This is a genomic window from Paenibacillus sp. FSL K6-2393 (genome assembly GCF_038002545.1).
Classification (GTDB): Bacteria; Bacillota; Bacilli; order Paenibacillales; family Paenibacillaceae; genus Paenibacillus.
In genome coordinates this window covers 1352604-1377720 of the sequence record NZ_JBBOCU010000001.1, presented here as the reverse complement: position 1 = coordinate 1377720, position 25117 = coordinate 1352604, and the positions used below count along the sequence as shown (strand labels likewise).

The window sequence follows — 25117 nt, the reverse complement described above, 5'->3', positions numbered from 1 at the left end:
AGGATAGAAGCTCGGCCGGTGCAGGTCGTGACAAGGAGGTAGCTATGAAAGTTCTGCTCGTTACGTATTGGGAGCTTACACATATGGGAGGCATATGGACATATGTTAAACAACTGGCCGACAGGCTGATGGCGCTTGGTGTAGAGGTTGATATCATGGGCACAAATGGTGCCAATAACGAAGTATATGTTCGTAATCTGAATCGCGCTTTCTCCAAGGATAAGGTGTGGCCCATGCTGCAAGCCAAATTCAATCCGACTGATCTGCCACAATTCACTGCCGATCCTCTTCTCGCTTATTATGAACTGAATAGATATGCCTTCGAGATGGCGGCCGCTTATCTGGGAGTGGACCACTATGACGTTATTCATGCGCAAGATCCGGTAGCTGCCGTAGCCATAAAACGCATTTTGAACCGCAATATCCCACTGGTTACAAGCTATCATGGCGCTCTTGCACGCGAAGCCTTTTACGATGCTCAAAATTCCAACCCACAGCTTACTCTCCCTTCATATTTGCAATCCAAGCGTGGACGTTATTTTCTCTCATTGGAAGAGAGAAGTGCAGCACAGTCCGAGCTCATTCTCGTGTCAAGCCACTGGATCAAGAGTACGCTTACAGAACTTGCCGTTCCTGAATCAAAGTTCAGACAGATTCCCTATGCTGTAGATCTCCCAGCCTACCGTGCCTCAGCAGCTGTGAAGTTCCGCCAGCGACCACCTGCGGGCAAGAAAGTCATTGCCTTTACCGGACGACTTGAATACATCAAGGGTGTTCATGTGTTAATCAAGGCCTTAGCCAGTCTGAAAAATAAACGTTCTGATTGGGTCTGCTGGATCGCAGGTGAAGGCAATCTAACCGATGAATTGCGAGCACAGGCCGCGTCAACGGGTATTGGAGCGGATGTTGTGTTCTGGGGCAAGTTGGACAATATTCCTTCCTTCCTGCGCCATGCAGATATCTATGTCCAGCCCAGCCTGCAGGACACCCAGCCGTTCTCCGTTACCGAAGCGCAACTTGCGGGTGTACCTGTTATCGTCAGTGGCACAGCCGGCATGCCCGAGATGGTTGAACCTGGACGTACGGGATGGGTTGTTCCTCCGCAGGATGTCGACTCGCTCCGTGAACTGTTGGATGCACTACTTGAGGATAATGTTACCCGGAGAACAGTGGGTGCGGCGGCGAAAGCCTGGGCTGAACAACACCGTTCACTGGAAGTGATGGGATTGCGTACATTTCAAGTCTACCAAGAAGCCATCTACAGAGGAGGACATACGATATGACGTTACTTGTACCGAGTGATCTGTACAACCGCTGGTTTTCGACTCCAGTTTCCACACCTCACATCGACGTGGATTACGCTGTAATGAATGAATTGATGAAAAAGCTGCCTAAAGGATATGTATTTCCCGATCCTGCATCCATGGCGATCATGAATTCAAAAGATTGAGTCGTCCAATGATATGCCGTCTTTATATAACATGCCGAAATATCAAACAAGGGGTGTCCCATCTGTCATATGAATGACTGAGGACACCCCTTGCTCGCTTCAAATGTATTCTAATGGACCGAGAACACGCTATTACAGATCTTATTAATCTGTCGCCAACTTGGAATACATATTCAGATCACTGAACGTTTCGCCTACCCTCTCGTATGCTCTGAGAGTGCCTTCATATGTGAAATTTAGCTTTTGTAATAGCTTGATTGAATTCACATTATGGGGGTCAACCTTTGCTTCAATTCGATTCAGCTTCATAGTCGAGAAGGCGTGAGCTAATAAAGAAGAGATCGCTTCCGTAGCATATCCTTTTCCCCAGTGTGATCTGGCAATATCATACCCAATTTCTGCTTTAAGATTGTCAAAATCCAGCGAATTATAACCACATGAACCTATGATTTCGTTGGACTCTTGCGCAATGATGGAGAACCGAATAGCCTTGTTATCCTGAGAAAGATCATTCAGAAGATTAATCATCGCTATAGCTTGATTCTCATCCGTAAAATGACTGATATTCATGAATCTAGTAACATCCGGATCAGACCAAATCTTAAACAAGCTGGCCGAATCCGATACGTTCATTTTTCGCAAATATAACCGTTCTGTGTGTAACTCTGTAATCAATTCTTTTACCTCCATTAGTTTATTAATGATTCGGTTTAAGATATTGATATCTGCGCATAGTCCAGTCCCTTCCGTGTATGAATCATTTCATTATACAGAGACTTCAGCAACCCATCTACATTTCTATCCACGGATCGTCCATGGAACAAAAAAAGAGCTCCCCACTTATAGCACATTAAAAGTGCTTCATAAGGGTGCTCTCCTACCATTTTAAAAACTAATCCACTCAGCCATCATTGCCAAATCCATCTACTTCCAATACCCGCCAACCTGAAGCAAATTGAGTAAAATAGGTCTATGCTTCTCTTGAACTTTTTCCATCTCGGCAACCAGTGCCTTGAAGTGACGTTTGGTACCCATCGACTCATGCAATCGGTAACACATCAGAGGTTCATTGTAGTAGAACAGCTCATACATTGGAAACAGCCTCATCCACATCTCATAGTCATGGGTGTAGCGAAAATCAGTATCGAACAGTCCAAACCGCTCAAATGCTTCCATCTCTAACATGACAGTACAGCCGTTGATCGGACAACCTTCCAGCAGTACCTGCAACATCTCCAGACGACTTCCCACTTCCGGATGCACCGTATCCAACCATTCACTCTTCTCATTCACATAATGGTAGGCACCATGGCAGAATGAAGCCTTGACCTCTCGCATAAACTTCAGTTGTTTCTCCACCCGATCCAGCAGCATCACATCATCCGAGCTGAGCCAGACAAAGTAATCCCCTGTTGCATGTTTGATGCCCTCATTTAATGCTGTCGCGGTTCCACCGTTTTCTTTGTGAATATAGCGGATGGAATCCATGAATGGTTGTAGCTTCTCCACGTGCTCGGTTGACCCATCATCCACCACGATGACTTCAATATGTTGATACGTCTGGTGAATGGCACTGTGAACAGCCTGCTCGATATAAGCACAATTGTAAAAAGGAATGACGATCGATACTTTTGGCTCCATTCAGGCCTTCCCCTCCTCTTACTGTCTTAGGTAAAATGCTGCGCAAAGAGGGCGTTAATCAGCCATCTTTTGGCTTTCATAACTGCCCTCCCTACGCTACCCGCCAAGCGTCGCTATTCGCTGCAACAGCGGTTCCCGATATCTTGACCATACCATGGATGCCTCTCTGCCGATGACATCCGCATGACGTACCGATCCCATTCCACCATGCCAACGATATGCGGTAAGTGACTCGTTCAGGTACGGAAACCGATGACCGTTCAGCAAAATCCGCATCCAGAGATCCAGATCATGGGTGTAGGGCAGAAGCTCATCAAACAATCCCACTCCGCTGAACAGATCCTTGCGGATCATGACAGTACAACCGTTGACTGGATTGCTGTTAACGAACACTCGCAGCCAATCCAGATCGGCCATCGGTGCAGGTCCTCCGTTTAACTTGGTCACTGCGGAATGTTCATTGATATAATGAAAGTTCGTATGGGAGACGAGCACATTCTCACGTTGCATAAACTCCAGCTGATGCCGAATTTTATCCGGGTACAGATAATCATCCGAACTGAGCCAGGCTACATAATCACCAGAGGCATGACGGATGCCATGATTAAGTGCCGAAGCCGTCCCGCCATTGCTTTTGCCAAGCACATTAATATAAGGAAGATAGGGTTGAAGCAACTCTGCATGCCGGGTTGAACCGTCATTCACAACAACGATCTCCACATCGGGATACGTCTGGTTCAGCGCACTTTGAATTGCCTGAGGCACATAAGGGCAGTTGTAAAATGGAATGACAATGGATACTCTCGGATTCAACTTGTCGTCCTCCCTTGCTGGACACGAACATCACTCAGGATATCCTGAAGCGATGTGGCAAATGGAATCATCGGCTGCCAGCCAAGCTTGCGCAGCAGTGATAATTCCTCCTGTTTTCCCGAACCATCCGGACCAGAAGATGCCCCATCCCAGCGAACAGGGACTTCCGCTTCTGTCATGGACAACAGCAGATCTGCAATTTCACCAAGACTGCGCTCGACTCCAGACACCACCGGGTATACTGTACCGCTGGACCCGTGTACCAGGAGGGTCGCATACGCTCTGACGGCATCCCGCACATCCAGAAAGTCACGGGTATTGTCCCGTCCGGACAGACGGAATGCCTCGGTTTTGCCCGCCTGCTCACAGGCAACAACATGGCGTGCAAGCAGTGAACAGATGCCTGTGGAAGGACCCGCACCAATCAGATTGCCTGGCTCCGCCAGCATGATCTGTTGTCCAAAGAGCGACATCCACGACAACGACACCATCTCTTCCAGCGCTTTACTGAGGCTGTATGGATGCGGAGGCCGGGGAATCCGGCCAGGTTCCGGCGTATATTTTAACCGCGATCCTACAATAACGGTTCGTGCTGTCGGACAACTACGAAGCGCATCCAGCAAATACAGCACGGCCATCACATTGGTCTCCAGGACCAGTAGCGGATCAGACCACGAATCAGGCACTGAATTTTTGCCAGCGAGATGCAGCACATAGTCGGGCTGCACCTCGCCGATCAGATGACGTACTTGCTGTTTATCGTTCAGATCACAGACATGGACTTGTGCACCTTTACCAAATGAATACACATCCGGCCTCCGGACTACCGCTGCAACCACTGCACCCGCTTCCCGAAAATAAGATACGGCATGTCGCCCGGTAAAACCGGAGGCGCCTGTAATCAGTACGTTCTTGCCTCTCAGCTCTGCTCCATCCATAATGCCAACTCCTTCAGCATTGTAGAATAATCCGGCAGGTCTGTCTTCACATCCTCGCGAGTGGACACCAGCGTACGGTCCTGCACTACACTGTCATCACGCACAATCGTCACATCCTGCTTATCCCAGGTCTGCTTGAACAATACAAGCAGGTCATGCTTGCTGACAGGTGCCGGGTGAGCTAGGTGGATCAGACCACTAACCGATGAGGCCAGGTAATGATCTACCCATTTGGCCAACTCAAGTGTGGTCACACCGTTCCAGAATACGCGGGTATACCCGCCGACTTCACCTGTGCTGGACATAAACCATTGCATCAAACCAATGCCGCCCTGCCGAATCTCGGGTCCAATGATGGACGTACGGATCGTCAGATGACCTTCATCCTGAACTTCGCCTAGGGCTTTGGTGATGGCGTAAGCTGAAGTCCCATCCGTAACATCATCTTCCCGGTATGCTCCCCGTTCTCCGCTGAACACACAGTCCGTGCTGATATGAATTAAGCGTGCACCAATCGTATCCGCAACCCGCCGCAGACGATGTGGCAGGAAACCGTTAATATGATATGCAGTAATTTTGTCCTCGTCTGCGAAGTTGTTCAACACACCTACAGCATTAATAATCACATCCGGGTGCACAGCTTCTACCAATCGATCAACCATGAAGCTGTCGTTCACATCCAGGAGCAGACCATTGGGGTCCGTTACATCCCGAGATGTGTAGAAGACGCTGTGTACACCTTGACGGCGGAAATAGTCGACCAAAATATGGCCGGCCATTCCGTTTCCACCAAGTATCAGCAGTTTCATGACAAGAATCCTCCGCGTTTCAGAATTTCACGAATCTCCTCTTTGGTCATGAGTTGGTGTTCAGAACTAAAACTGTTAAAGGAGACCGGGGGACAATTGGTATAATGTTCACGCAGACCCGGTATACCCAGGGTAGGGAGAATAACCAGGTACTGCTCATCGTAGACAACGGTGGTCATGCTCTCGAATTCACTCATCAATATTTCATGGATTTTCTCCCCAGGACGAATGCCACGTTCCACAATGCTCACATTCTCCACACCGGAATCCTCAATCAGCACTTCCGCAAGATCAACGATTTTGCAGGTAGGCATCGTCATGACAAAGATCTCTCCGCCGACACTTTCCACCGAAGCTTTGAACAGCAAGGTAATTGCATCCTTCAGCGTAAGAAAGAATCGAGTCATACTCATATCCGTGATGGAGACCTGCCCTTTCTGGCGGATCTGATTCTTGAACAGATGTACCACACTTCCGTTTGTTCCCAGTACATTCCCACCCCGTACCGTAACAAACTTGGTATCGCTGTGTAACAAGTTTGCATATACAATTAATTTCTCGCCGATCGCTTTTGTCATGCCATAGAAGTTGGACGGATTGGCAGCCTTGTCAGTCGAGATATAAATTACTTTTTCCACCTTGTTCTCAATAGCAGCCTCAATTACGTTTTGTGTACCAATCACATTGGTTTTGAGTGCTTCGTACGGTTGGTCTTCACACACCGGAACATGCTTGAGCGCTGCCAGATGAAATACATAGTCTACATGCTGGCAAGCCGCCGTCAAGGCATCCTTGTCACGAATATCTCCAATCCGGAAATGAAGACGCGGGTCTTCAAATTCACGACTCATAGCCACTTGGCTGGACTCGTTCCGGGAATATACAATAATTTCTTTGGGCTGCTGGGGCAGTAGTTGAGCCACAAGTTCATAACCCCATGATCCCGTACCGCCAGTCACGAGTATACGCTTATTTTCAAACATGCATTTTCCCTCCAAGCAGAAATTTAACCACTTTACTGGATACATCTGTGGCTTTGTAACCTTGCGGGCAATCCCAGTCGCTAGACATCTTTGTCATGACTCTCACGCAATCAGCGATGCGCGCGGCATCCAGACCGGAGACGACATTGCTGCCGCAATCGACCGTTTCCGGCCGCTCGGTAGTTCGACGCATCGTTACGGTCGGCACGCCCATAATGCAGCACTCCTCCTGCACGGTACCGCTATCCGTAAGTGCACAGCGTGCATGACGTTCAAGCATTACAAAGTCGAAGAATCCAAACGGCTCGTGAAACTCCACCAGCGGGTTCATCTCCAGTTGCAGATGCTCCGCAATCCGGATCGCGGTACGCGGATGAATACTGCAGATCACACGCAACCCATGTTCCTCTGCGACCTGGTTCAGTCCTTTCATAATCTCCAGCAAATGAGGGGCATGATCCACATTCTCGGCTCGATGGGCAGTAACCAGGAAGTATTGCCCGGACTTCAGCTTGAGCTTTTTGAGTATTTTGCTCGAACTTACTTGCGCGTCGTAGTGCTGCATGACTTCATAGATGGGATTGCCCGTTAGTACGATGCGCCTGCTTGGTACCCCTTCGCTGACCAAATGTTTCTTGCTCTGTTCCGTGTAAGGCATATTAACGGTAGAGATGGCATCAATAACCTTACGATTTTTCTCCTCAGGCACATCCAGGTCGAAGCAACGATTGCCTGCTTCCATATGAATAACAGGAACACCCATGCGCTCAGCCAATATTGCACATAATGCGCTATTGGTATCGCCAAGCAGCAGCAATTTATCGGGCTTCTCCTGCAGTATCAGATCTTCCATCTGCGTAAACATCGAGGATAGCTGTCGTCCCAGAGAGGCCGCTTCATCCTGAAGAACGTAATCCGGTGCGCGCAGGCCCATTTCCTTGAAAAAGAGACCGCTGAGACTTTCCGTGAAGTTCTGTCCCGTGTGCACCAGAATATGTTTGGACGCGTACTGGTCCAGCTTGGAGATGATCAGGCTGAGCCGTATGATCTCAGGTCTCGTACCCAGCACCGTCATGATCTTCATCGTAATCCCTGCCTTCATCTTGTATTGGAACCCTTGCGCCCTGCTCGGCTACGTCCTGCCTTGGCAGATTTGCGTCTGCGACTAGCCGATTTCCCCATATGTGGACGCGGTCCCTTCGTTGTACGGGTTCTCCCCTTACGTCTGCCAGTTCCGGAAGTACGTTTCAGCCCCTCACGGTCTCGGCGAGAATGAGGTGCAAGTGGCTTGCGACGACGTTTCCGCGTTTTGCCCCTCTGTTGAATCGGCTTTGCAGCTGGGCCAGTACCTGAGGCAACAGGAGCATCGTGACCCAATGCGATTGGAGGTAATGAGGAATGTGGCAACGCCTGTATGACGGTCAGTGGGAATAACAGTGCCCGCACCGTAGTCGGCTCCAGAACCAGTACAGTGCGTAGTCCTCCCTCCCCATGGGTATACACAGGTCCATTCGGAGGTTGGATATAAGCAAACCATCCGGGAAAACGCAATAACCACTGTGTCACCATCGTATGCAGTTTCGTTCGGTAGGTTTCAACGCCGTAGAGCCTTTCCGCTTCTGTCCGATTGCGCCACCCCGTATTTGAGGCCAGCTCTGCATCATTCAGCAAGGTTGTTGCCAAAGTGACAAGCGCTTCGGTATCGCCCGGCGGGGCCAAAAATGTATCACTGCCTACGGATTCCATTAATTCCTTCAGTCCACCCTGGGCAAAAGCGATGACCGGTTTGGCAAAATAGAGCCCCTCCAGTGCGGTCATGCCAAATCCTTCCTTGACCATGCTTGGGATGACCAGGATATCCATCGCGGTATACGCCAGAGATACGTTCTCTTCAAATGTGGTGAAGGTAAACCGGCGTGAATACCCGGATTTTCTCACCCGTGATACACACTCGTCGTAATACTTTTTATCCGATGGTGCCCCGATGATCCAGAAGCGACAGCGCGAATGCGTTTCACAGATCCTCAAGGCCATATCCACAAAAGGTTTCAACCCTTTGGCATCATATATAAATGAAGAAATATAACCGATACAGGTCTGGGATGATTTGAAACCGAGCTCCTTACGCTTGCGTTCACGCAGATGAACCCAGCGGTCCGGTGCGGGTAGCGCGGGTTCCCAAGTTGGGGAAATGATGGTCACTTTGTCACCCATGCCGGCTTCTTGAAATGGGGCTACCGCTGTCTCGGATATACCGATAATCCAATCCGCGTAACGCCCAATCATCCGGATCGCCTCGGTTGTATGTTCATTCGTATGAATGATCTCGGTAATCTTCCAGATGACCGGAATCTGAAGGGACTTTGCCGCTACAGCCGGCATCACATTAACGCAGGTGTTCGTTAACACCATATCGGGAGCAGTCTCCCGTATGAGGGAGACCGCTTCCTGATACGCTGGTGTATGGCGAAGATGCTCCGCATCATCTGCAATGCCCAGGTAAGGTGTGTACACACCGTGAAGCATCGGCAGAGTGCATATTTTGACCTGAATGCCGAATCTCCGCGCAAGCCCCGCAAGCTTCCCCTCCTGAGGGACTACGAGCACACATTCAAAGATTGCACCGATCTCTCTCATAAAATGAAGCAGCAGCTTCTCGGCGCCTGTAATGCTGCGAGTATTGCACACATGTGAAAATAACATCATCTTTGGTTTCGTTGCCATGGCCGCACGGACCCTGTACACGGGTAACCGATACAGGGTACTGTGCACACCTCCTCCCGGCCAGAATTAAGGGAATATGATGGTTAACATTTCATTAATTCTTTTGCCATACGTGTGGTCTTTCAGTGTACGTTCGAGTCCACGAAGTGCAATCTCACGGCGTTCCTTTTCATGAGTAAGATAATATTCCACTTTGTCGAGTAACTCCTGTGGCGAGGAATATGTCTCAATCTCCACACCCGGTTTGTAGAAACGCGCAATGTCATCCCGGGCGTCGGTCAGCTGCAGCGTCGTGGACGCGGCAATTTCAAACGTTCTCGGGTTCGGTGAGGCTGGTGGGATTTTGAGGTGATTATTATTGACGGAATCATCTTCGTGGGATCGGTGCAGGTTGATGACAATTTTGGTGCCATTGTACACATCATTGGTCTCCGGCGGACTCATCCAGCGCCCGAGTTCAATCTTCTCGCCATAGGCAGTATAGTCAGGCAGACGGTCCCACCAGATTCCGTTAAATACCGTATTGTGTGACATCAACTGAGGCATGATCGGATTGAAGAAGTATACCCGGTTCCAATAGGCCGAGCCGATAAAGCTGACATCCCGTTTTAACGGGGAAGGAGTTGTAATCGGAAAGTAATGATTAGTGAATGCGGCAAAAGGGAGGTAGTGAACTGACGCGCAGCCGATTTGTCGATATAGATCGATACAGTTCAGTTCCAACGTGAAGACATGGTCAAAATGTGTCACAATATCCAGCGTCATATCTGTATAGTACGGGTCATCCGTGAGCCAGATCGCCGTCTGAATGCCCGCTTGGCGAATCGCATCGATATGCTCGATGGGGATATCCATTCCATCCAGCACAAGCACAAGATCAGGACGCGTCTGCAGCGCAATTTCAGATACCGGTTGACGCGGATCAGAGAGGGTTACTTGAGCTACCATACCCTGTAGCGTGGCCATAATGGCCTCATCCAACGGGGAGTAAGGGAAGCCTTTACCCGAGGATACATACAGCACGTGAAGCTGTCGGAAAGGCAACGGTTCCTGTGCGCAATTCACAATATAGTTGGCCCGACCGCGCAGATATCCTTCTTCCTTACCTGCGTCATATCCGGCATGTTGCCCATTTTTGCGTGCTTGATCAGCCAGGCTCAGTACGGGTGCATGAACCTTTTTGGTTTTACGGTGTTTGAGAGACATACCGCCACTCCTTTATTTTTTGGGATAGGGTTCTCGTTGGTGCTGCACTTCAGATGGGAATTACAAATGTTCCAGCAACTGACCGATGCGGCGAGTGAATGTGTGCTGGTTCATCGTGGTGAGAAGTCCCCGCCACGCCATCGCCTGTCGTTCTTCTTCATGCTTCAGATAATAGTGGATCTTGCGCTGAAGTTCTGCTGCGTTGGTGAACGTCTCGATGTCATATCCCGGCTTATAATAACGGGGTAAATCTGCACGTGCATCCGTAATCTGCATTGTGCCGCAGGCGCTGATCTCATACGTGCGTGGATTAATCGAGTGACCTTCAAGATGATGTGTGTTGCGATTGTCTTCCCCATTCTCGCAAGTCCGGTGAATGTTAATGACAATCTTGGCGCCATTGTAATAATCCACTGTCTCTCCAGGAGCGATCCATCCTTCGTGGATGAAACGGCCTAGTACATCAAAGCGTGCCAGCCGATTCCACTGGCTACCCGCAATGAATACCTTTTTGTCCGCAAGAAAAGGGGCCAGCTCGTCGAACAAAGCAATCCGGTTCCAGAATCCGGTACCGATAAAACAAATGTCGTGTTGATGCTGCGGTGCCGCGCGCCGCGGTTGAAACATGCCTGGATTCACCGCGAGTGGCATATAGATGACCTGGTTCGCTCCATGTGCCAGATAGAAGGGCACCGCGGCCTCTTCATGCGTGAACACGACATCATAGTGCTGGCAAAGGGACGTTGTATCTTCGGTGAAATACGGATCATCCACAAACCACACGGCAGTTCGGATACCGAGTGCACGTATGCCATTCACCTGCTCCACATGATCTGCGGGAAATACATGCAGACCATTCATGACGAGCACAACATCGGGCCGATGCTGACTGGCTTCCTGCAACATCGCTGCTGGCGATCCAACAACGCATTCACGTACAGATTGCTGCAGAGCCAAGGTGACACCTTCATCGATGGCATCGAATCCTTGCGGGATATATAACACTTTCATATCCCGCAGGGTCGGTTCAAACATCTGCACCCGCTCCATCATGGCTTGACAGCCGCCAAATCTGCGGCCTTCTGCATATCCGCCGCGGTAAGCCGTTTCCGCTTCGGTCAGCGGACGGTGCTTTCGTTTTGCCACATTCTTCACCCTGTCTTCCTTCAGGAGATCTCACTTCCAGACTCTCCCCGAGATTGGTCTTCCCTCTAAAGGATATGCCTCGGGGTCAGATGCATCATGGACGGGTGTCCTGCAAGGCGCAAAATTGGCGCTTGCCCTCCACATCCGCCTGTACGGGCATGTCCGCTTTTGCGGCGATGCAAATAGCCCGGAGGGATCTGTCCCCCCGGGCTAACTGTTGGACAGGTATCATTCCATGCAGGAATAATCCTGTCTACTCGGTTACTGTGCTTTGTACGCCAGCTGATGTCCGTCCTCGAATCCCTTGGCGAAACCCGCGTTGAATCCCTCGTTGTACGCCTCGTTGTATCCCTGGCTGTACGCACCGTCCGGGTTCGGATCGGTAGGGGTAGCCGGGACGACTGGTTGTACGGGCTTTGGACTCCGGTGCCGCCGTACCGCACGTTTCTTTTTTTTGAGCCACGCACTGCGTCCTTTAAGTGGGCGTTTGTGAAGAACACGTTTGGCTCTGAGCGCACGCAGTTTGCGAATTTTGCGCAGACGGGCTCCACGGGTTACCAAAGCTCTTTTGGTTCTCAGTCGTATTTTCTTCTTCTTTAACATGTCAACATTCCTCCTGTATGTCCCGAACGATACGAATTGCACACCCGGGGTCTTTGAGCCACGGCAAGCCAGGCTCCCCATGCTGGATTCGGGCCAGCCTGATTCCCGTAACCATACGAGACATTTCTGCCTGATAGCGACTCAGCAAACGAATGTTCTCGGCCAGACTGCGGGCGGATACTTCCGAATGAGCGGTTACACTGGCTACACTGTCCAGAATGCGTGCCAGCGCCTGCTGACTGTGTGCAATGGATTCAATGAGCGCCAGTTTGGCTTCCTGCTCACGCCGCATCAGACTCATTTTCCCATGTCTCCCAGATCCATGCCGCCAAACATGCCACCGTCCATACCGCCGCCATCTTCGCTATCGTTCTGCACCATCACCGCTTTGAGATTGTTGCACAGTCCGGTCTCCATCCGGGTTAATCCTTCCAGCAATTCCACCAGCTGATCATGCATTTTAAGCGGCTCGCCTACCTGATCCCCATGCGTCAGAAAGGTATCCCCATTCAAATGATTCAGCGTCCAGTTCCGTACCTTCTCGGCCTCAATCGCTTTTGCCTCCAGAATCAGGGCAATATTCCACTGCATTTTGGCTGCTGCGTCCAGCATCAGAATGAGGCTCTGTTCTCTACTCATGTTCCTTCACCCGCCTTCCGGGCTTATTCTTCTTCTTGAACCGCGATCTCCCGCATGACTTGGGTCAGCGTTTCGGCTACAGCCTCTTCCAGATCTGCAAGGCCCCCCAAGTAAGAGATAATGCTTTTGTTGATTTGCCCAGAGCTATCCAGCAGACCGTCAACGCCATCCAACTCCGGTTCGATATCTGGCAAATGATTGATGATTTCAGACATGCGTACAGCGACTTGGCGTTTGGCATCCAGCACACGTGCGATCTGCTGGTGAGAGTGTGCAATATGTGTGATGATTTCATCGATTTTGCTCTGCATGGTCCTCCTCCTTACCGTCACGGCCTGCTTCACCCATAGAAAAACCCGGCCTATCAGCATTTGCCTGTTACAGCATATGCCGGGCCGGGATCGTCAGTTACTACAGCTTGCGCCTATATCGTCAGATGACATAACTCCAGTCCGAAGAATATCGACTGAGGAATTGGCGAGTACGTTCCTGCTTGGGACGTACAAACACCTCCTCCGGGGTTCCTTCCTCCACAACGGAACCTCCATCCATGAAAACAACCCGATTTGCCACCTCACGGGCAAACCCCATTTCATGGGTGACTACAATCATGGTGATCCCCTCCTGAGCAATGGAGCGGATGACAGACAACACCTCACCCACAAGCTCGGGGTCCAGCGCTGATGTCGGTTCATCAAACAAAATCACTTCGGGATTCAGTGCCAGCGCTCTGGCGATGCCCACCCGTTGCTGTTGTCCACCTGACAACATACTTGGATACTCATTGATTTTGGCAGACAGTCCGACTTGTTCAAGCACGCGCAAGGCACGCGTGCGGGCATCGGCTTTGGACATTTTCTGGGCAATAATTAATCCCTCGGTGACGTTATCCAGCACTGTCTTGTGTTTGAACAGATTATAATGCTGGAACACCATCGCCGTTTTTCGTCTCAACTGCACAATGTCATGTTTGCGTGCATGCTTGCAATCGACGCTTAATCCACTGATCTGAACCTCGCCCTCATCGGCACGTTCCAGAAAATTGACGCAGCGCAGCAGCGTTGTTTTACCTGATCCGCTCGGTCCAAGGATCGCTACGACATCGCCCTGTTCCACGGTCAGATCAATTCCCTTCAATACTTCCTGCTTGCCAAAAGTTTTGTGTATGTTTGTTAGTGTAATCATGACACGCCTCCTTTGCTGTACACGGCAACCCGACGCTCAAGCAGAGCAGTGATCCGCTCGGCAATGATGGTCAGCCCCCAGTAGATAAACGCTGCGGCGATAAAGGCCTCCAGAAACTTCAGACTGACGGATGCCACCACATCCGCTTTACCGAGTATATCCATCTGAGACACGGTAAAAGCGAGTGTTGATCCATGCAGGAACCCAACAAACATACTGCACAGGTTAGGCAATACAGCCCCGATCGCTTGAGGGATGATGATACGCCTTAAAGCCTGGAATGTGCTCATGCCTACAGCGTGAGCCGCCTCCATCTGGCCGATATCCACAGCAAGAATACCTGAACGGATAATCTCGGACATATAGGCGCCCGCAGTGAGCGAGAAAGCAATCAGTACAAATACGAGAATTGGAATCGACGAGGATTGAAAAGCCCAACCGTAACGTTCCGCTAGCTTATCGATAATCATCGGAATGCCGTAATAGATGAGGAATAGATGCATCAGCATCGGTGTTCCACGCAGGAAAGAAACGTAGAAGTCAGCAATACGGTGAATCCACCGCACGCGATAGATACGGATCAGAGCTGTAGCCAGACCGATTCCGAAGCCTGCAATCAACGGAACAATCGTAATGACAAGTGTCAGTGGCAATGCCTTCAGGATTTGAAAAAAAGATGTATAGATAAACTGGAGATCAATCGACATATGCTCACCCCGCTATTCGTTTCAGGCGTTCGGCTCGAATTGCCGGTTTGTGTACAACTCTTTTGCGTTCATGACGCTGGAGTCTGCGTTCTGCAAAGGCAAATCCTTTTTCAAGCACAATGACAATGACATAATAGACCACAGACAGACTGATATACACCTCAAGTGCGTGCGATGTAGCCGAAATTAACGTCTGCCCTCTGCCCACCATATCCATGACACCAATGGAGAAGGCCAAAGAAGTATCCTTCAATGAACCGATTAACGTATTGGCCATGTTCGGAAAAGCAACAATCAGTGCCTGTGGAACAACAATCCGCCGAAAAGACTGGAATGTGGTCATACCTGCAGCATAGGCTGCTTCCGTCTGGCCTTTATCCACACTGCGCACCGCTCCGCGAAAGATCTCGGCAAAGGATGCCGCATCACTAAGCGCATAGGTCACAATGACAAATAACAACGGGTCGGTTCTCGACAGGTCGATGCCAATGGGTTTGAGCAGCTCGGGAAGTCCGTAATACACCAGGAACAATTTGATCAGGATCGGTGTGCCCCGCATGAATGAGACGTACAGGGTAGCCAACTGGCTTAGTACCGGAATCCGATACAACCGGGGAACGGCCAGAAGCACGCCGCCCACCAGTCCGAGCACGATGGAACCACCCAGTACAATCAGTGTTATATGCAAATATCGTAGCAGTTCCGGGATGAAATCCAGAACCAATGACAGATCAAATGATTTTCCCATTACCGCTGCACACCTTTCTCAGACTACTCTTCAACCGTATAGTCAGCTCCAAGCCACTCAGTGCTCAGTTTGCCTAACGTTCCATCTTCTTTGATTGCTTTTAGCGCTTCGTCCACTTTGGTTTTGAGCTCCTGCTCATCTTTGTTCAGAATGAAGTACACTTTGGAGTTGGAGAGGGCATCGCCTACCGTTTTCAACTGAGCATCAACCGCCTTATTCTGATAATCAATGGCAAACTGCGTGCTGATGGTGGCATCCACCCGGCCTGTTTTGATCTGGGTAATGGTATCCTCACCCGCTCCGGAATAAACGATATCAATCCCGTTGCCATTCGCTGCATTCCATTTCTCAGCAAGTACAGCCGCATTACTTGTAGCACCAACAATCAGTTTTTTCCCTTTGAGATCCTCAATCGATTTTACTTCCTCATTTTTCTGACTTACGACAATTTTATTTGGAAAAATATTATAGGCTTCATCATTAAACAGGAACTTGGCCTGTCTCTCATCATTCACTTCCATCTGGTGAGCGATCAGGTCAATTTTTTTCGTTTCCAGACTCAGCAGCAGGTTTTTGAAATCCATCGTGCTGAATTCGAATTCATATTCAGGCAAACGTTTGTCGATCTCCCGGATCAGTTCCACATCATAACCTGTTAACTTGCCATTCTCATCAATGAAGCAGACATTTGGGAACTGTGTACCTGTTCCTACAATGATCTTTTTCACTTTGGTGTCGCCTGCTGCCGAAGCAGATTCTGAATCATTGCTTGCAGTTCCTGTGCTGCATCCAGCCAGTACCGCCAGCATTGTAATGAACAGCAGTGCTGTCCGGAATTTTTGAATCCCCCGTTTTTTAACCATTCCCAATCTCCTCCACAGGCTGTTATCACAGCGAATATGATGTGTACTCCCATTCCTCTACCCTATTAACAAACCATTCTTACTTGTATAGTCGGAATTAGGTTGAACAAAGAATATCATTACAAGTCATCTTTGGGCAATAACTAAACTAATAGGACATCCTGATAAGGTTATAGAACTTCTCTATAGTACAAGAAAAAGCCATCCCCAATATCGATTAGCGGATGGCTTCTTCTTGTATGACTCTCACTGATTATACCATTTTGGCGGTGCATCACTTGGTGTATACACTACTCATCTATCTGCGACTCGCCCATTTAATTTTACGTGCAACTTCCACTCGCTGTAATTGTAAGAGACCGATCCGTTCCTCGAACTTCTTGCGTTCGTCCATGGAATGAGCGGCATGAATCTGGTGGCACAGACCTGTCAGTTTGCTGTTGATGTAATCAAACCGTGTCCATAATTCCTCTTCAGGTGTGCGTTGCTGCTCCGTCGCCGTCTGAAATATTTTGAGTTGGCGGATAAGGGATTGTTGCCATTCCTGATCCTGAATTTGGATGGCAAAATGCAAAAGATCCAGATAGTCATCGATTTGCAACGAAACGCCGCAATCAGATTTAGTGTTCATCGTCGTCTCTCCTTATTTCAGTACTTGGCTGGAATCCATTACTTCTATCTTACAGGAACAAGCCCACTGAAAGCGAGTACTGAACGATTAAATTTTGGGAAAATTTTTATTTTTTTATGTTAAAACAGCTTTACATTTCCATTAAGACCAATTTGGCAGGATATTGATATTGGTACATATGAAATTGGTAATAAAAACCCGCGTTAAGGAAAAAAGTTCTTTCCTCAAAACGAGTTTTTCATCATTTTATATATAATATTAACACATATCAAATTAGTCATTTTTTCCATCTCGCTGCTGTCTGGTCATCAGTAACATGATAAACGAGATGATGATAATGGAAATAGTCCATGCCCAAGCCATGGTCTGATTGCCCGAATCCACAGCGACATAGATTGCCGTGGGTACCGTTTGTGTTTTGCCTGGAATATTCCCTGCAATCATCAGTGTGGCTCCGAATTCCCCGAGTGCGCGGGCAAAGCCCAGGATGAAGGCGGTCATCAATGCTCTGCCTGCGAGCGGCAGGGAGATGTAACGAAAAACCTGCCACTCATCCGCCCCAATCGAACGACCCGCATCTTCCAGATCCCGATCCACACCACTGAATCCCGATTTCATCGTCTGATACACAAGTGGAAAAGCAACCACCACCGAAGCAATTACCGCAGCCCACCAGGTGAAAATAACCGGAGCGGAGAATATGGCTTCAATCCATTGTCCAAACAGACTTTTACGCCCCAGTATGACAAGTAACAGAAATCCAACCACCGTTGGGGGAAGGACTAGCGGCAGCATAAATGCCGTTTCCAGCAGGATCTTTCCTCGAAATGAAGAACGTGACATCTTCCAGGCTATCGCAATTCCGAGCACAGTGGCCACCACGCTGGATAACAGCGCAACCTGAAGTGACAAGCGCACCGGTGACCAGAATACGGACCAGTCTATGGCGTTCACATTCATTCCGGAATTGTGAATCCGTATTTCGCGAAGATATCCAGCACTTCAGGGGTTTGTAAATACGCATAAAATTGTTCGGCCTCTGTACGGTGTTTGGTTCCTTCAATAATGCCTATTGGATAATTGGCGGGAGTGTAACTTTTCTTGTCCACCTCAAACGCAATTTTCACCTGATCCGAAGTAAGAGCATCCGTTTTATATACAAATCCTGCATCAGCGTTACCTGTCTCTACATATTGAAGAACCTGTCTAACGTCTTTCCCCTGCACAAGCTTGCTTTCCAGTTCATCCCACAGCTTGGCATTGGTCAGAGCTTCCTTGGCATAGGTTCCCGCAGGAACACTTTCTGGAATCCCAATGGCTACCGTCTTGATGGAGTCGCTGGTGAGATCCGTTTCACTGGTTACTGTGTGGGTCCCATCTGCTGGCACTATGGCCACCAGTGAATTCTGTAGCAAATTCTTCTGATCGCCCGATGCAATCAGGTTTTCATCCACTAGCGCATTCATATTTTTTGTTGCCGCCGATACAAAAACATCAGCCGGGGCACCCTGTTCAATCTGCTGTTGCAAGGCACCCGAGGCGCCAAAGTTAAAATTAAGTTCTATATAAGGATTAGCTAGCTCATAATTGGTTTCAATCTCTTTCATCGCATCGGTCAGACTGGCCGCCGCAGAGATTGTCAGATCTACCGTTTCCTGCGGATCAGTATTTCCTGCTGACGAACTTTCACCTGTTGCCGCTGGCGTTGAGGTCGTTTGTTCTGCACCCGTGGATGTATCCGTAGTGCCCGTGCTTGCGCCACAACCAGCCAATACAAGAGCCAGTCCCAGTGACATACTTCCCAACACATATCCGATTCTCTTTCTCATTCATTTCTCCCCCAACGTTATCTTTGGTTATAACTAGTTATAATTGATTATATCTAATTATACACAAGACAAAAAAAATGGGAAGGTGATTAAGATCACATTTGATTTTTGTTATCTGTCCTATGCGTTTATTGCGTGTTCTCAGGTTTATGGCATCCCTCAATTAATGATATAGTACAAGAAACATTCATAACAAAACCATAATTGCTCTATACCTTTGAAGGAGGATCTTCACTTATGACGGAGGAGCAATCCTACACTACCGAAGAAATATCCAAGCTGCTCAAAATATCGAAACTGACGGTCTATGACCTGATCAAAAAGGGAGACCTCGTCGCATACCGTGTGGGTAAACAAATGCGAATTGATGCAACCGATCTGGAGGCATATAAACGTCGCTCCAAACAACTTCAGTCCTCAGGTCAGCGTATCCCGACTCCTCATCAGACCTCGGCATCAGGAACTCATCCAGGTCAGGGTGATTTTCAGGGAACTTCCTTACAATTGACTACACCTGTAGGGTCTGCGCATGCGATTACTCCAGCGAGTTCTGCTCATGCAATGACTGCTGTACCACGGCATCTGGTCATAACAGGTCAGGATGTCAGTCTGGATATCCTAATGCGCCATATGGAAAAACAAACTCGGGACATTCGTCCGCTACGCTCGTTCATGGGTAGTCTGGATGGGCTTATCTCGATGTATCGCGGTGAGTCCGATCTGGTCAGCACCCATCTGCTCGACGGAGATACCGGTGAGTATAATCTGCCGTATATTCGCAAAATTCTGACTGGAAGGTCCTATGTTGTGGTGAACCTGCTATCACGTCCTGCCGGACTGTATGTACAGCGTGGCAATCCGCAGAACTTGCAGAATTGGACCGATCTGAGCAAGCCTGAACTGAGACTAGCTAATCGGGAGATAGGTTCTGGTGCGAGAGTATTGCTGGATGAGCAACTTCGACTGCATGGAATTCCTGCCGCAGGTCTGATCGGATATCAAGTCGAAGAAACCAGTCACATGGGCGTGGCGGCCAAAGTCAGTTCAGGCGAAGCTGATGTCGGAGTTGGCATTGAGAAGGCTGCGCGACTTGTGGGACAGGTTGATTTTATCCCGCTCGTTCAGGAACGTTATGATCTAGTCATGCTGAGGAAGCAAGGTAATGAAGCCTGGACAAAATCTGTACTGCGGATTCTCCAATCGCCGGAGTTCAGGCAGGAACTGCAATCATTCGAGGGATATGATGTATCCCGGACAGGTGAAATTTTGTACGAAGCATAGTTATACGAAATAAGTTCATGCTAAATATATGTTACACATCACATCATGCATATACAAAACGCCTTGCAATGGCTGCAAGGCGTCTTTGGTGTTTCTTTCTATATATAACGCATATATGGATGAATGGATTGCTTAATGTGGCAAATCGATCTCAAAAATGAACACACCATACGCGGGCATGTTGATCTCATTCTGAAGTGTTGTACCTGACAGTAACTCTTTTGCTTGCTTCTTAAGCTTAATGGGTACTTGTTGATCCGAGTAGTTGAGTAAAAATAAATAAGCTTTATCCTTACCGGAACGGATACCAAGCTCAACTTCGGACGGTACCTCTACCAGGTCATCCACAGGTGAAGATAGCCCTATTTCATCCAGGAGAGCATCTACGACCGGTTCATTGTAAGCCGCTCCATAATACCATACTTGTCCCTGACCTACTGCACGTTTGGTCAATGCAGGACTACCTGCATAATATTCGGATGCATACTCGGCTACGACCTGTACGTCAGGATGCTCCACATGAAGAACTTCGTTAAATCCGGCCGTTGACGTTCCCTCCTGAAGTCGCTCACTCGCCCCTTTCCATTGCAGCTCAGCTGCGGAAATGGTTCCTTTGATTAAGGTAAAGTCCTCTACGGTTACACCACACAACTCAGCGACAGCCCCAGGGAACGGTCTCATATAACAATGCCCCTTGAGATCCTTATATCCGGTGCGAGCACCGAAAAACAGAGTGCCTCCTTGACTGACATAGGCTTGGAGAAGTTCTGCTGTCTCGTCTGTCATGATGGCCGGGTGAGCATAGATGATCACCTTATATTCGGATAACTCTTCCAGTGTTGTCGTTGGTTGCAGTGTAACCATGTCCGTCGGAATATGACGATACTGGAGCTGCTTATACCAGGAGCGTACACTCTGTTGCTGAAGCGGACCGTGCCACTCGTCCAACTCCCCGTCCCAGATATTATCGTAATCCTGCAGGATGGCAACATCGGCTTGATATGTAGTGCCCGCAATAACACGCCCGATCTTGGCAAACTCTTCCCCTACTTGTGCAACCTCGCGTACCCTTCTGTTGGGCTGATTATGGTAATCATTGATGCCATGCCAGTACATCTCGGTGCCAAATGTTGCCGTCCGCCAGCGGAAGTAGACGAGCAGATCTGTTCCATGAAGAACAGATTGATACGACCATAATCGGATCTGTCCCGGTCTTGGCGTACCCATGCCTATACTGTCGACCCAGCCTCCTGGCCCAGACTGTTGTTCCATGACGCAGAAGTTCGGTGACATATTGCGCACGTTCGACAGTTTCATGCTCCAGGCCCGATCTTGTAATGAGTTATCGTCTGTCCCTGGGAAGATCGTGGCAAACTGCGGATACGAATCATAGGAGAAGAAATCCAACAGGTCTTCTGTCATTTCATGATTATCCAAGTGTCCAAACGTACCGTTCGTTGTGATCCAATGTTTCGGATCCAGTTCCCGAATGATCTCCACCTGAAGTTTGGCAAATGAAATGGTATTTGCTGAGATGAATCTCTTTTCATCTAATGCCAGGTGAGGATTTGGCGATTGGCTGACCATATTTCGGGTAAGGTGAACTTGCTCCCAGTCGGTATAGGTCTGACTCCAGAAAACGGTTCCCCAAGCCTGGTTCAGGTTCTCCAACGATTCATAACGATTCTTAAGCCATTCACGGAAGGCGACATGGTCAGCCTCAGCATAGAAAACATCCATATGACAATTGAATTCGTTATCGATCTGCCATCCAATGAGAGCAGGATGATCTTTATAGGCAATCACCATATTACGCACGATTTTCTCACATTGCTGTCTGTAGATTGGGCTGCTGTAGTTGGTATGGCGTCGCATACCGTGTTGATACAATACCCCGTCCTTATTTGCGTTTAATACTTCAGGATATTTGGATGTTAACCATGCTGGTGGAGTTGCAGTAGGTGTTCCCAAAATAACGCTTAAACCGTATTGATGCGCCAGATCCAGTGCCTTCTGGAAAAAACTAAAATCGAACTGACCTTCTTCCGGTTCAAAGATGGACCATGCAAATTCAGCCATCCGAATAACTGTGATATTCATCTCTTTCATTCTACGGAAATCGTCCTCCCACAACGCTTCCGACCAGTGCTCAGGGTAATAACAGACCCCCATTTTTAATTCATCCAATTGGATTGATTTTGCCACCTTTAATTGCCCCCTTAACCTGCCATATTGCCTCCATTCTATTGGAACCTTCACATATAATAAATGACAAGATTATGCGACTTATAATAAAATATTGTCATTGCTGAATATTCAAATAACAGTGGGCTGAATCTATTTCAGTTCACTACATAAAAATATTGCGTTTAAATGGAGGATGCACGTGAAAGAACACATCTTTCTCCCCAAGCCGGTTTTCCCCAGACATGTATGTTTTCCCGATTTTATTGGAGGGTACAGTGATTTTCCGAAGCATCATGTGAATCGGGAATATCGAACGAAAGATATCAACTTAGATCAATGCTACAATTTGCACCTTGTCCTGGACGGTAAAGGATTCCTGGACACGGGAACCACTCGTTATGAGCTAACACGAGGTCAGGGATTCCTCTACGGCCCCGGTCTCAGACAAACCTACTACTCAGATTTGGATGATCCTTGGAGTATTCGTTGGATTCACTTCTACGGTATTCGTCTCGAAGAGCTGTTAAATGGAAAAGGCGTTGACGAGCCCTGGCTGTTTCAATGTTCCAACTTTCCAGTGGTTACCGCGCTCATGGATCGAATACTGGAGCTAGGAAGAGGCTATCAGGTGGAGGATGAGCACAGTGTGGCAGCTGCTCTATATGAACTTCTGACCCGATTGCAATCCGCAGCGAGCCAAATCAATGTTTCGTTAAATCACACTTCCGAGCGAATTCGTGAAGCAGGGAATTATATTCGTTCCCATAGTAACGAGCACATTACACTAGACCACGCTGCCGGGATTGCCGGATACAGTACAACATACTTTAGCCGAAAGTTCAGTCAGACGTTTGGAATCTCTTTCCCGGAATTCCTCTTGGAATCCAGGCTACTACATGCGAAACAACTGCTCGCGACAACCAACCTTTCCATTAAACAAATTACACTGGAAACGGGGTTCTCTCAGTCAAGCTACTTCATCCGATGTTTTAAAACCCAGGAAAACGTAACACCCATGCAATTTCGAATAATGCACAATCATTCGTTATAGTCAGATGTTCCTTGAACAAGCTGACGCAAAAGAAGACTCTGCATACAACATGCAGAGTCTTCTTCGGTCATTTTTCAAAAATGATCATTTGTATCTTCGTCCTCGTCAGCTTTGTATTCCAATATATCTCCAGGCTGACAATCCAGTGCTTTACAGATGGCATCCAGAGTGGATAAACGGATCGCTTTTGCTTTTCCTGTTTTTAATATGGAAATATTGGCGATCGTGATCTCAACTCTCTCTGCAAGCTCGGTAACCGTCATTTTCCGCTTTGCCAACATCACATCAATATTGATTATAATGGCCATATATTCACCTCAGACCACTAGGTCATTTTCTGATTTGATATCAATCGCTTCCTGTAACAATCTTTGGAGCACAGCGGAAAACACTGCGATGACTAATGAAGCAAAAATAGGAACCATCCCCATAAGAATGAGGCCTGGGGCATCATCTTTCTCTGCTACAACATACACAAATGGCAACATCACAAAATAGAGACTACTGATTACAATAGCACAATATTTTATTGTTTTTAAGGATTTCACTGACATTAGAGAGAACGCTTCATTTTTGTCGATGTAGCTCAACAGACGGAATGCTTGGTACAGTGCAACAATAAACGGAATAACTGACACATACATAATAATCACTATGGGGTATAGTGCACCTGCATAATTCGGATTCACCGGATTGTTTGCTAACCAGGGTATACCGAATATACATAAGGCAAGAATGGGAACAGCAATAAGCAACACAGCTAATTTTAAAAATATGGTTGTACCTCGCTTCACAAAAAGCACCTCACTTGTTTTAAGTGATATGAATTTATCATAATATTTATCGTTTTACAATAAATTTTTATTGTAAAACAGATTTTATTTATTCTTTTGCCCATTAAGAAAGGAAGATCAAAAAATCGCATCTCTCTTTGCTTCAGTGATTCTTGGACACAAAAAAAGCCCAAAGATAGCCACTGAATGTGGTTATCTTTGAACTCGCTCATGTACGCCAGAACAGTCCAGCTTCATCCCGTTCCACCTGCTCGAGCACATTCTCAAAATCAGAACAAGGTGTAATATCATCTACCGGATTCCAGCTGCTCTGTTCATCTCTGGCATACACTTTCCACTGATTTTCTTCCCAGTAAAATCGGGCAATATGCATCTTATCCCATTGATACCGTTCCTCGGCGGGTCTTTCTTCGGTCAGGATCAATTCATTGTCATTCATCTCATATGTCAGCTTCACCATCGTACGCAGTGGCGCAGGTACCTTCTCGTGAATATATCCGTTCATTACGGACTCAATTCTCCGTAACGTAAACAAGTCCAGCATGAAGATGCACATCCTTTCAGCAAAATACCAAACCCTTGATCATTTTACCAGCTGGATTTAGTTACACCAGGAATCTGACCTTGATGAGCCAATTCACGGAACTTAATTCGAGATACCTTGAACTTGCGTAGATAACCCCGCGGGCGGCCTGTCACTTCACAACGGTTCTTCAAACGAGTCGGAGATGCATTCCGCGGCAATTTCTGCAATGCCTCGTAATCCCCTTTTTCCTTCAGTTCCCGGCGCAGGTCCGCATATTTTGCCACGATCGCCTGACGTTGCTTCTCACGTACCACTTTTGATTTTTTAGCCATGAATTACAGCTCCTTATCCATTGAATTTATG

Annotated in this window: 30 protein-coding genes; 4 read left to right on the top strand and 26 right to left on the bottom strand. The window is 48.1% G+C overall.

From position 1 onward, the window contains the following. Positions 1-44: 44 nt before the first annotated feature. Positions 45-1283, top strand: a complete 1239-nt coding sequence (locus tag MHI14_RS05995) for a glycosyltransferase family 4 protein (protein WP_341130006.1) — start codon at positions 45-47, stop codon at positions 1281-1283. After that, on the top strand, positions 1280-1450 hold the full coding sequence (locus MHI14_RS05990) for a hypothetical protein (protein ID WP_167483784.1): 171 nt from the start codon (positions 1280-1282) through the stop codon (positions 1448-1450). Before MHI14_RS05995 ends, MHI14_RS05990 begins: the two co-directional genes overlap by 4 nt. A gap of 144 nt (positions 1451-1594) precedes the next feature. On the opposite strand, the gene MHI14_RS05985 is transcribed toward MHI14_RS05990, so the two are convergent. The 21 genes from MHI14_RS05985 to modA all read right to left on the bottom strand — a co-directional run bounded on the left by MHI14_RS05985 (position 1595) and on the right by modA (position 18915). Next, entirely contained in the window at positions 1595-2125 is a 531-nt protein-coding gene (locus MHI14_RS05985; protein WP_339310625.1) for a GNAT family N-acetyltransferase, read from the bottom strand. Positions 2126-2374: 249 nt separating this feature from the next. Then, positions 2375-3091 (bottom strand): glycosyltransferase, encoded by a 717-nt coding sequence (locus MHI14_RS05980; RefSeq protein WP_133387078.1) that lies wholly within the window; start codon positions 3089-3091, stop codon positions 2375-2377. 96 nt (positions 3092-3187) lie between these two features. Next, positions 3188-3904: a glycosyltransferase gene (locus tag MHI14_RS05975; RefSeq protein WP_133387077.1), complete on the bottom strand. Its 717-nt coding sequence runs from the start codon at positions 3902-3904 to the stop codon at positions 3188-3190. Then, positions 3901-4842 carry an NAD-dependent epimerase/dehydratase family protein gene (locus MHI14_RS05970; RefSeq protein WP_133387076.1) on the bottom strand — a complete coding sequence of 314 codons (942 nt, stop codon included), beginning with the start codon at positions 4840-4842 and terminating at the stop codon, positions 3901-3903. The genes MHI14_RS05975 and MHI14_RS05970 overlap by 4 nt, the downstream gene beginning before the upstream one ends. Continuing rightward, complete coding sequence (locus MHI14_RS05965) at positions 4824-5651, bottom strand: dTDP-4-dehydrorhamnose reductase family protein (protein WP_036605842.1); 828 nt, start codon at positions 5649-5651, stop codon at positions 4824-4826. The genes MHI14_RS05970 and MHI14_RS05965 overlap by 19 nt, the downstream gene beginning before the upstream one ends. After that, a complete protein-coding gene (locus MHI14_RS05960) occupies positions 5648-6634 on the bottom strand; it encodes a polysaccharide biosynthesis protein (RefSeq protein WP_017692517.1) in 987 nt (328 codons plus the stop codon). Before MHI14_RS05960 ends, MHI14_RS05965 begins: the two co-directional genes overlap by 4 nt. Beyond that, positions 6627-7718 carry a non-hydrolyzing UDP-N-acetylglucosamine 2-epimerase gene (gene wecB / locus MHI14_RS05955; RefSeq protein WP_091037994.1) on the bottom strand — a complete coding sequence of 364 codons (1092 nt, stop codon included), beginning with the start codon at positions 7716-7718 and terminating at the stop codon, positions 6627-6629. Before wecB ends, MHI14_RS05960 begins: the two co-directional genes overlap by 8 nt. Positions 7719-7732: 14 nt before the next feature. After that, entirely contained in the window at positions 7733-9379 is a 1647-nt protein-coding gene (locus tag MHI14_RS05950; RefSeq protein WP_341130005.1) for a glycosyltransferase family 4 protein, read from the bottom strand. A gap of 45 nt (positions 9380-9424) precedes the next feature. Then, the gene (locus tag MHI14_RS05945) at positions 9425-10564 is read right to left on the bottom strand and encodes a CgeB family protein (protein WP_091020900.1); all 1140 of its coding nucleotides are present in this window, start codon (positions 10562-10564) and stop codon (positions 9425-9427) included. 60 nt (positions 10565-10624) lie between these two features. After that, positions 10625-11719: a CgeB family protein gene (locus MHI14_RS05940; protein ID WP_091020899.1), complete on the bottom strand. Its 1095-nt coding sequence runs from the start codon at positions 11717-11719 to the stop codon at positions 10625-10627. A gap of 252 nt (positions 11720-11971) precedes the next feature. Next, positions 11972-12313 (bottom strand): hypothetical protein, encoded by a 342-nt coding sequence (locus MHI14_RS05935; RefSeq protein WP_133387074.1) that lies wholly within the window; start codon positions 12311-12313, stop codon positions 11972-11974. Position 12314: 1 nt separating this feature from the next. After that, complete coding sequence (locus MHI14_RS05930) at positions 12315-12614, bottom strand: hypothetical protein (protein ID WP_017692511.1); 300 nt, start codon at positions 12612-12614, stop codon at positions 12315-12317. Then, on the bottom strand, positions 12611-12952 hold the full coding sequence (locus tag MHI14_RS05925; protein WP_017692510.1) for a hypothetical protein: 342 nt from the start codon (positions 12950-12952) through the stop codon (positions 12611-12613). The genes MHI14_RS05930 and MHI14_RS05925 overlap by 4 nt, the downstream gene beginning before the upstream one ends. A 23-nt stretch (positions 12953-12975) precedes the next feature. Continuing rightward, positions 12976-13263, bottom strand: coding sequence for a hypothetical protein (locus MHI14_RS05920; protein WP_017692509.1), 288 nt, complete (start codon positions 13261-13263; stop codon positions 12976-12978). A 121-nt stretch (positions 13264-13384) separates the two neighbouring features. Further along, positions 13385-14137, bottom strand: coding sequence for an amino acid ABC transporter ATP-binding protein (locus tag MHI14_RS05915; protein ID WP_091020897.1), 753 nt, complete (start codon positions 14135-14137; stop codon positions 13385-13387). Further along, positions 14134-14844 (bottom strand): amino acid ABC transporter permease, encoded by a 711-nt coding sequence (locus tag MHI14_RS05910; protein WP_036673453.1) that lies wholly within the window; start codon positions 14842-14844, stop codon positions 14134-14136. Before MHI14_RS05910 ends, MHI14_RS05915 begins: the two co-directional genes overlap by 4 nt. A 4-nt stretch (positions 14845-14848) precedes the next feature. After that, a complete protein-coding gene (locus MHI14_RS05905; RefSeq protein WP_339310634.1) occupies positions 14849-15592 on the bottom strand; it encodes an amino acid ABC transporter permease in 744 nt (247 codons plus the stop codon). Between the two features lie 23 nt (positions 15593-15615). Further along, complete coding sequence (locus MHI14_RS05900) at positions 15616-16437, bottom strand: transporter substrate-binding domain-containing protein (RefSeq protein ID WP_036673581.1); 822 nt, start codon at positions 16435-16437, stop codon at positions 15616-15618. A gap of 316 nt (positions 16438-16753) precedes the next feature. Then, positions 16754-17086, bottom strand: a complete 333-nt coding sequence (locus MHI14_RS05895) for a hypothetical protein (protein ID WP_017692504.1) — start codon at positions 17084-17086, stop codon at positions 16754-16756. A 273-nt stretch (positions 17087-17359) separates the two neighbouring features. Continuing rightward, a complete protein-coding gene (modB, locus tag MHI14_RS05890) occupies positions 17360-18046 on the bottom strand; it encodes a molybdate ABC transporter permease subunit (protein WP_206105818.1) in 687 nt (228 codons plus the stop codon). Further along, positions 18043-18915 (bottom strand): molybdate ABC transporter substrate-binding protein, encoded by an 873-nt coding sequence (gene modA / locus MHI14_RS05885; RefSeq protein ID WP_339310636.1) that lies wholly within the window; start codon positions 18913-18915, stop codon positions 18043-18045. Before modA ends, modB begins: the two co-directional genes overlap by 4 nt. Positions 18916-19152: 237 nt before the next feature. On the opposite strand from modA, the gene MHI14_RS05880 reads away from it, so the two are divergent. After that, positions 19153-20196 (top strand): helix-turn-helix transcriptional regulator, encoded by a 1044-nt coding sequence (locus MHI14_RS05880; RefSeq protein ID WP_339310638.1) that lies wholly within the window; start codon positions 19153-19155, stop codon positions 20194-20196. A gap of 132 nt (positions 20197-20328) precedes the next feature. Here the strand turns inward: MHI14_RS05880 and MHI14_RS05875 are convergent, their stop codons facing one another. Continuing rightward, positions 20329-22401, bottom strand: a complete 2073-nt coding sequence (locus tag MHI14_RS05875) for a beta-galactosidase (RefSeq protein WP_339310639.1) — start codon at positions 22399-22401, stop codon at positions 20329-20331. A 181-nt stretch (positions 22402-22582) separates the two neighbouring features. On the opposite strand from MHI14_RS05875, the gene MHI14_RS05870 reads away from it, so the two are divergent. Continuing rightward, complete coding sequence (locus MHI14_RS05870) at positions 22583-23434, top strand: helix-turn-helix transcriptional regulator (RefSeq protein WP_091037741.1); 852 nt, start codon at positions 22583-22585, stop codon at positions 23432-23434. A gap of 74 nt (positions 23435-23508) precedes the next feature. Here the strand turns inward: MHI14_RS05870 and MHI14_RS05865 are convergent, their stop codons facing one another. The 4 genes from MHI14_RS05865 to rpsN form a co-directional block, all read right to left on the bottom strand. Further along, the gene (locus tag MHI14_RS05865) at positions 23509-23742 is read right to left on the bottom strand and encodes a helix-turn-helix domain-containing protein (protein ID WP_339310642.1); all 234 of its coding nucleotides are present in this window, start codon (positions 23740-23742) and stop codon (positions 23509-23511) included. 9 nt (positions 23743-23751) lie between these two features. Beyond that, a complete protein-coding gene (locus MHI14_RS05860) occupies positions 23752-24228 on the bottom strand; it encodes a DUF2975 domain-containing protein (RefSeq protein ID WP_339310643.1) in 477 nt (158 codons plus the stop codon). Between the two features lie 208 nt (positions 24229-24436). Next, entirely contained in the window at positions 24437-24772 is a 336-nt protein-coding gene (locus tag MHI14_RS05855; RefSeq protein ID WP_165980400.1) for a DUF3024 domain-containing protein, read from the bottom strand. Positions 24773-24816: 44 nt separating this feature from the next. Continuing rightward, positions 24817-25086, bottom strand: coding sequence for a 30S ribosomal protein S14 (rpsN, locus tag MHI14_RS05850; protein ID WP_036605831.1), 270 nt, complete (start codon positions 25084-25086; stop codon positions 24817-24819). Positions 25087-25117: the final 31 nt, after the last annotated feature.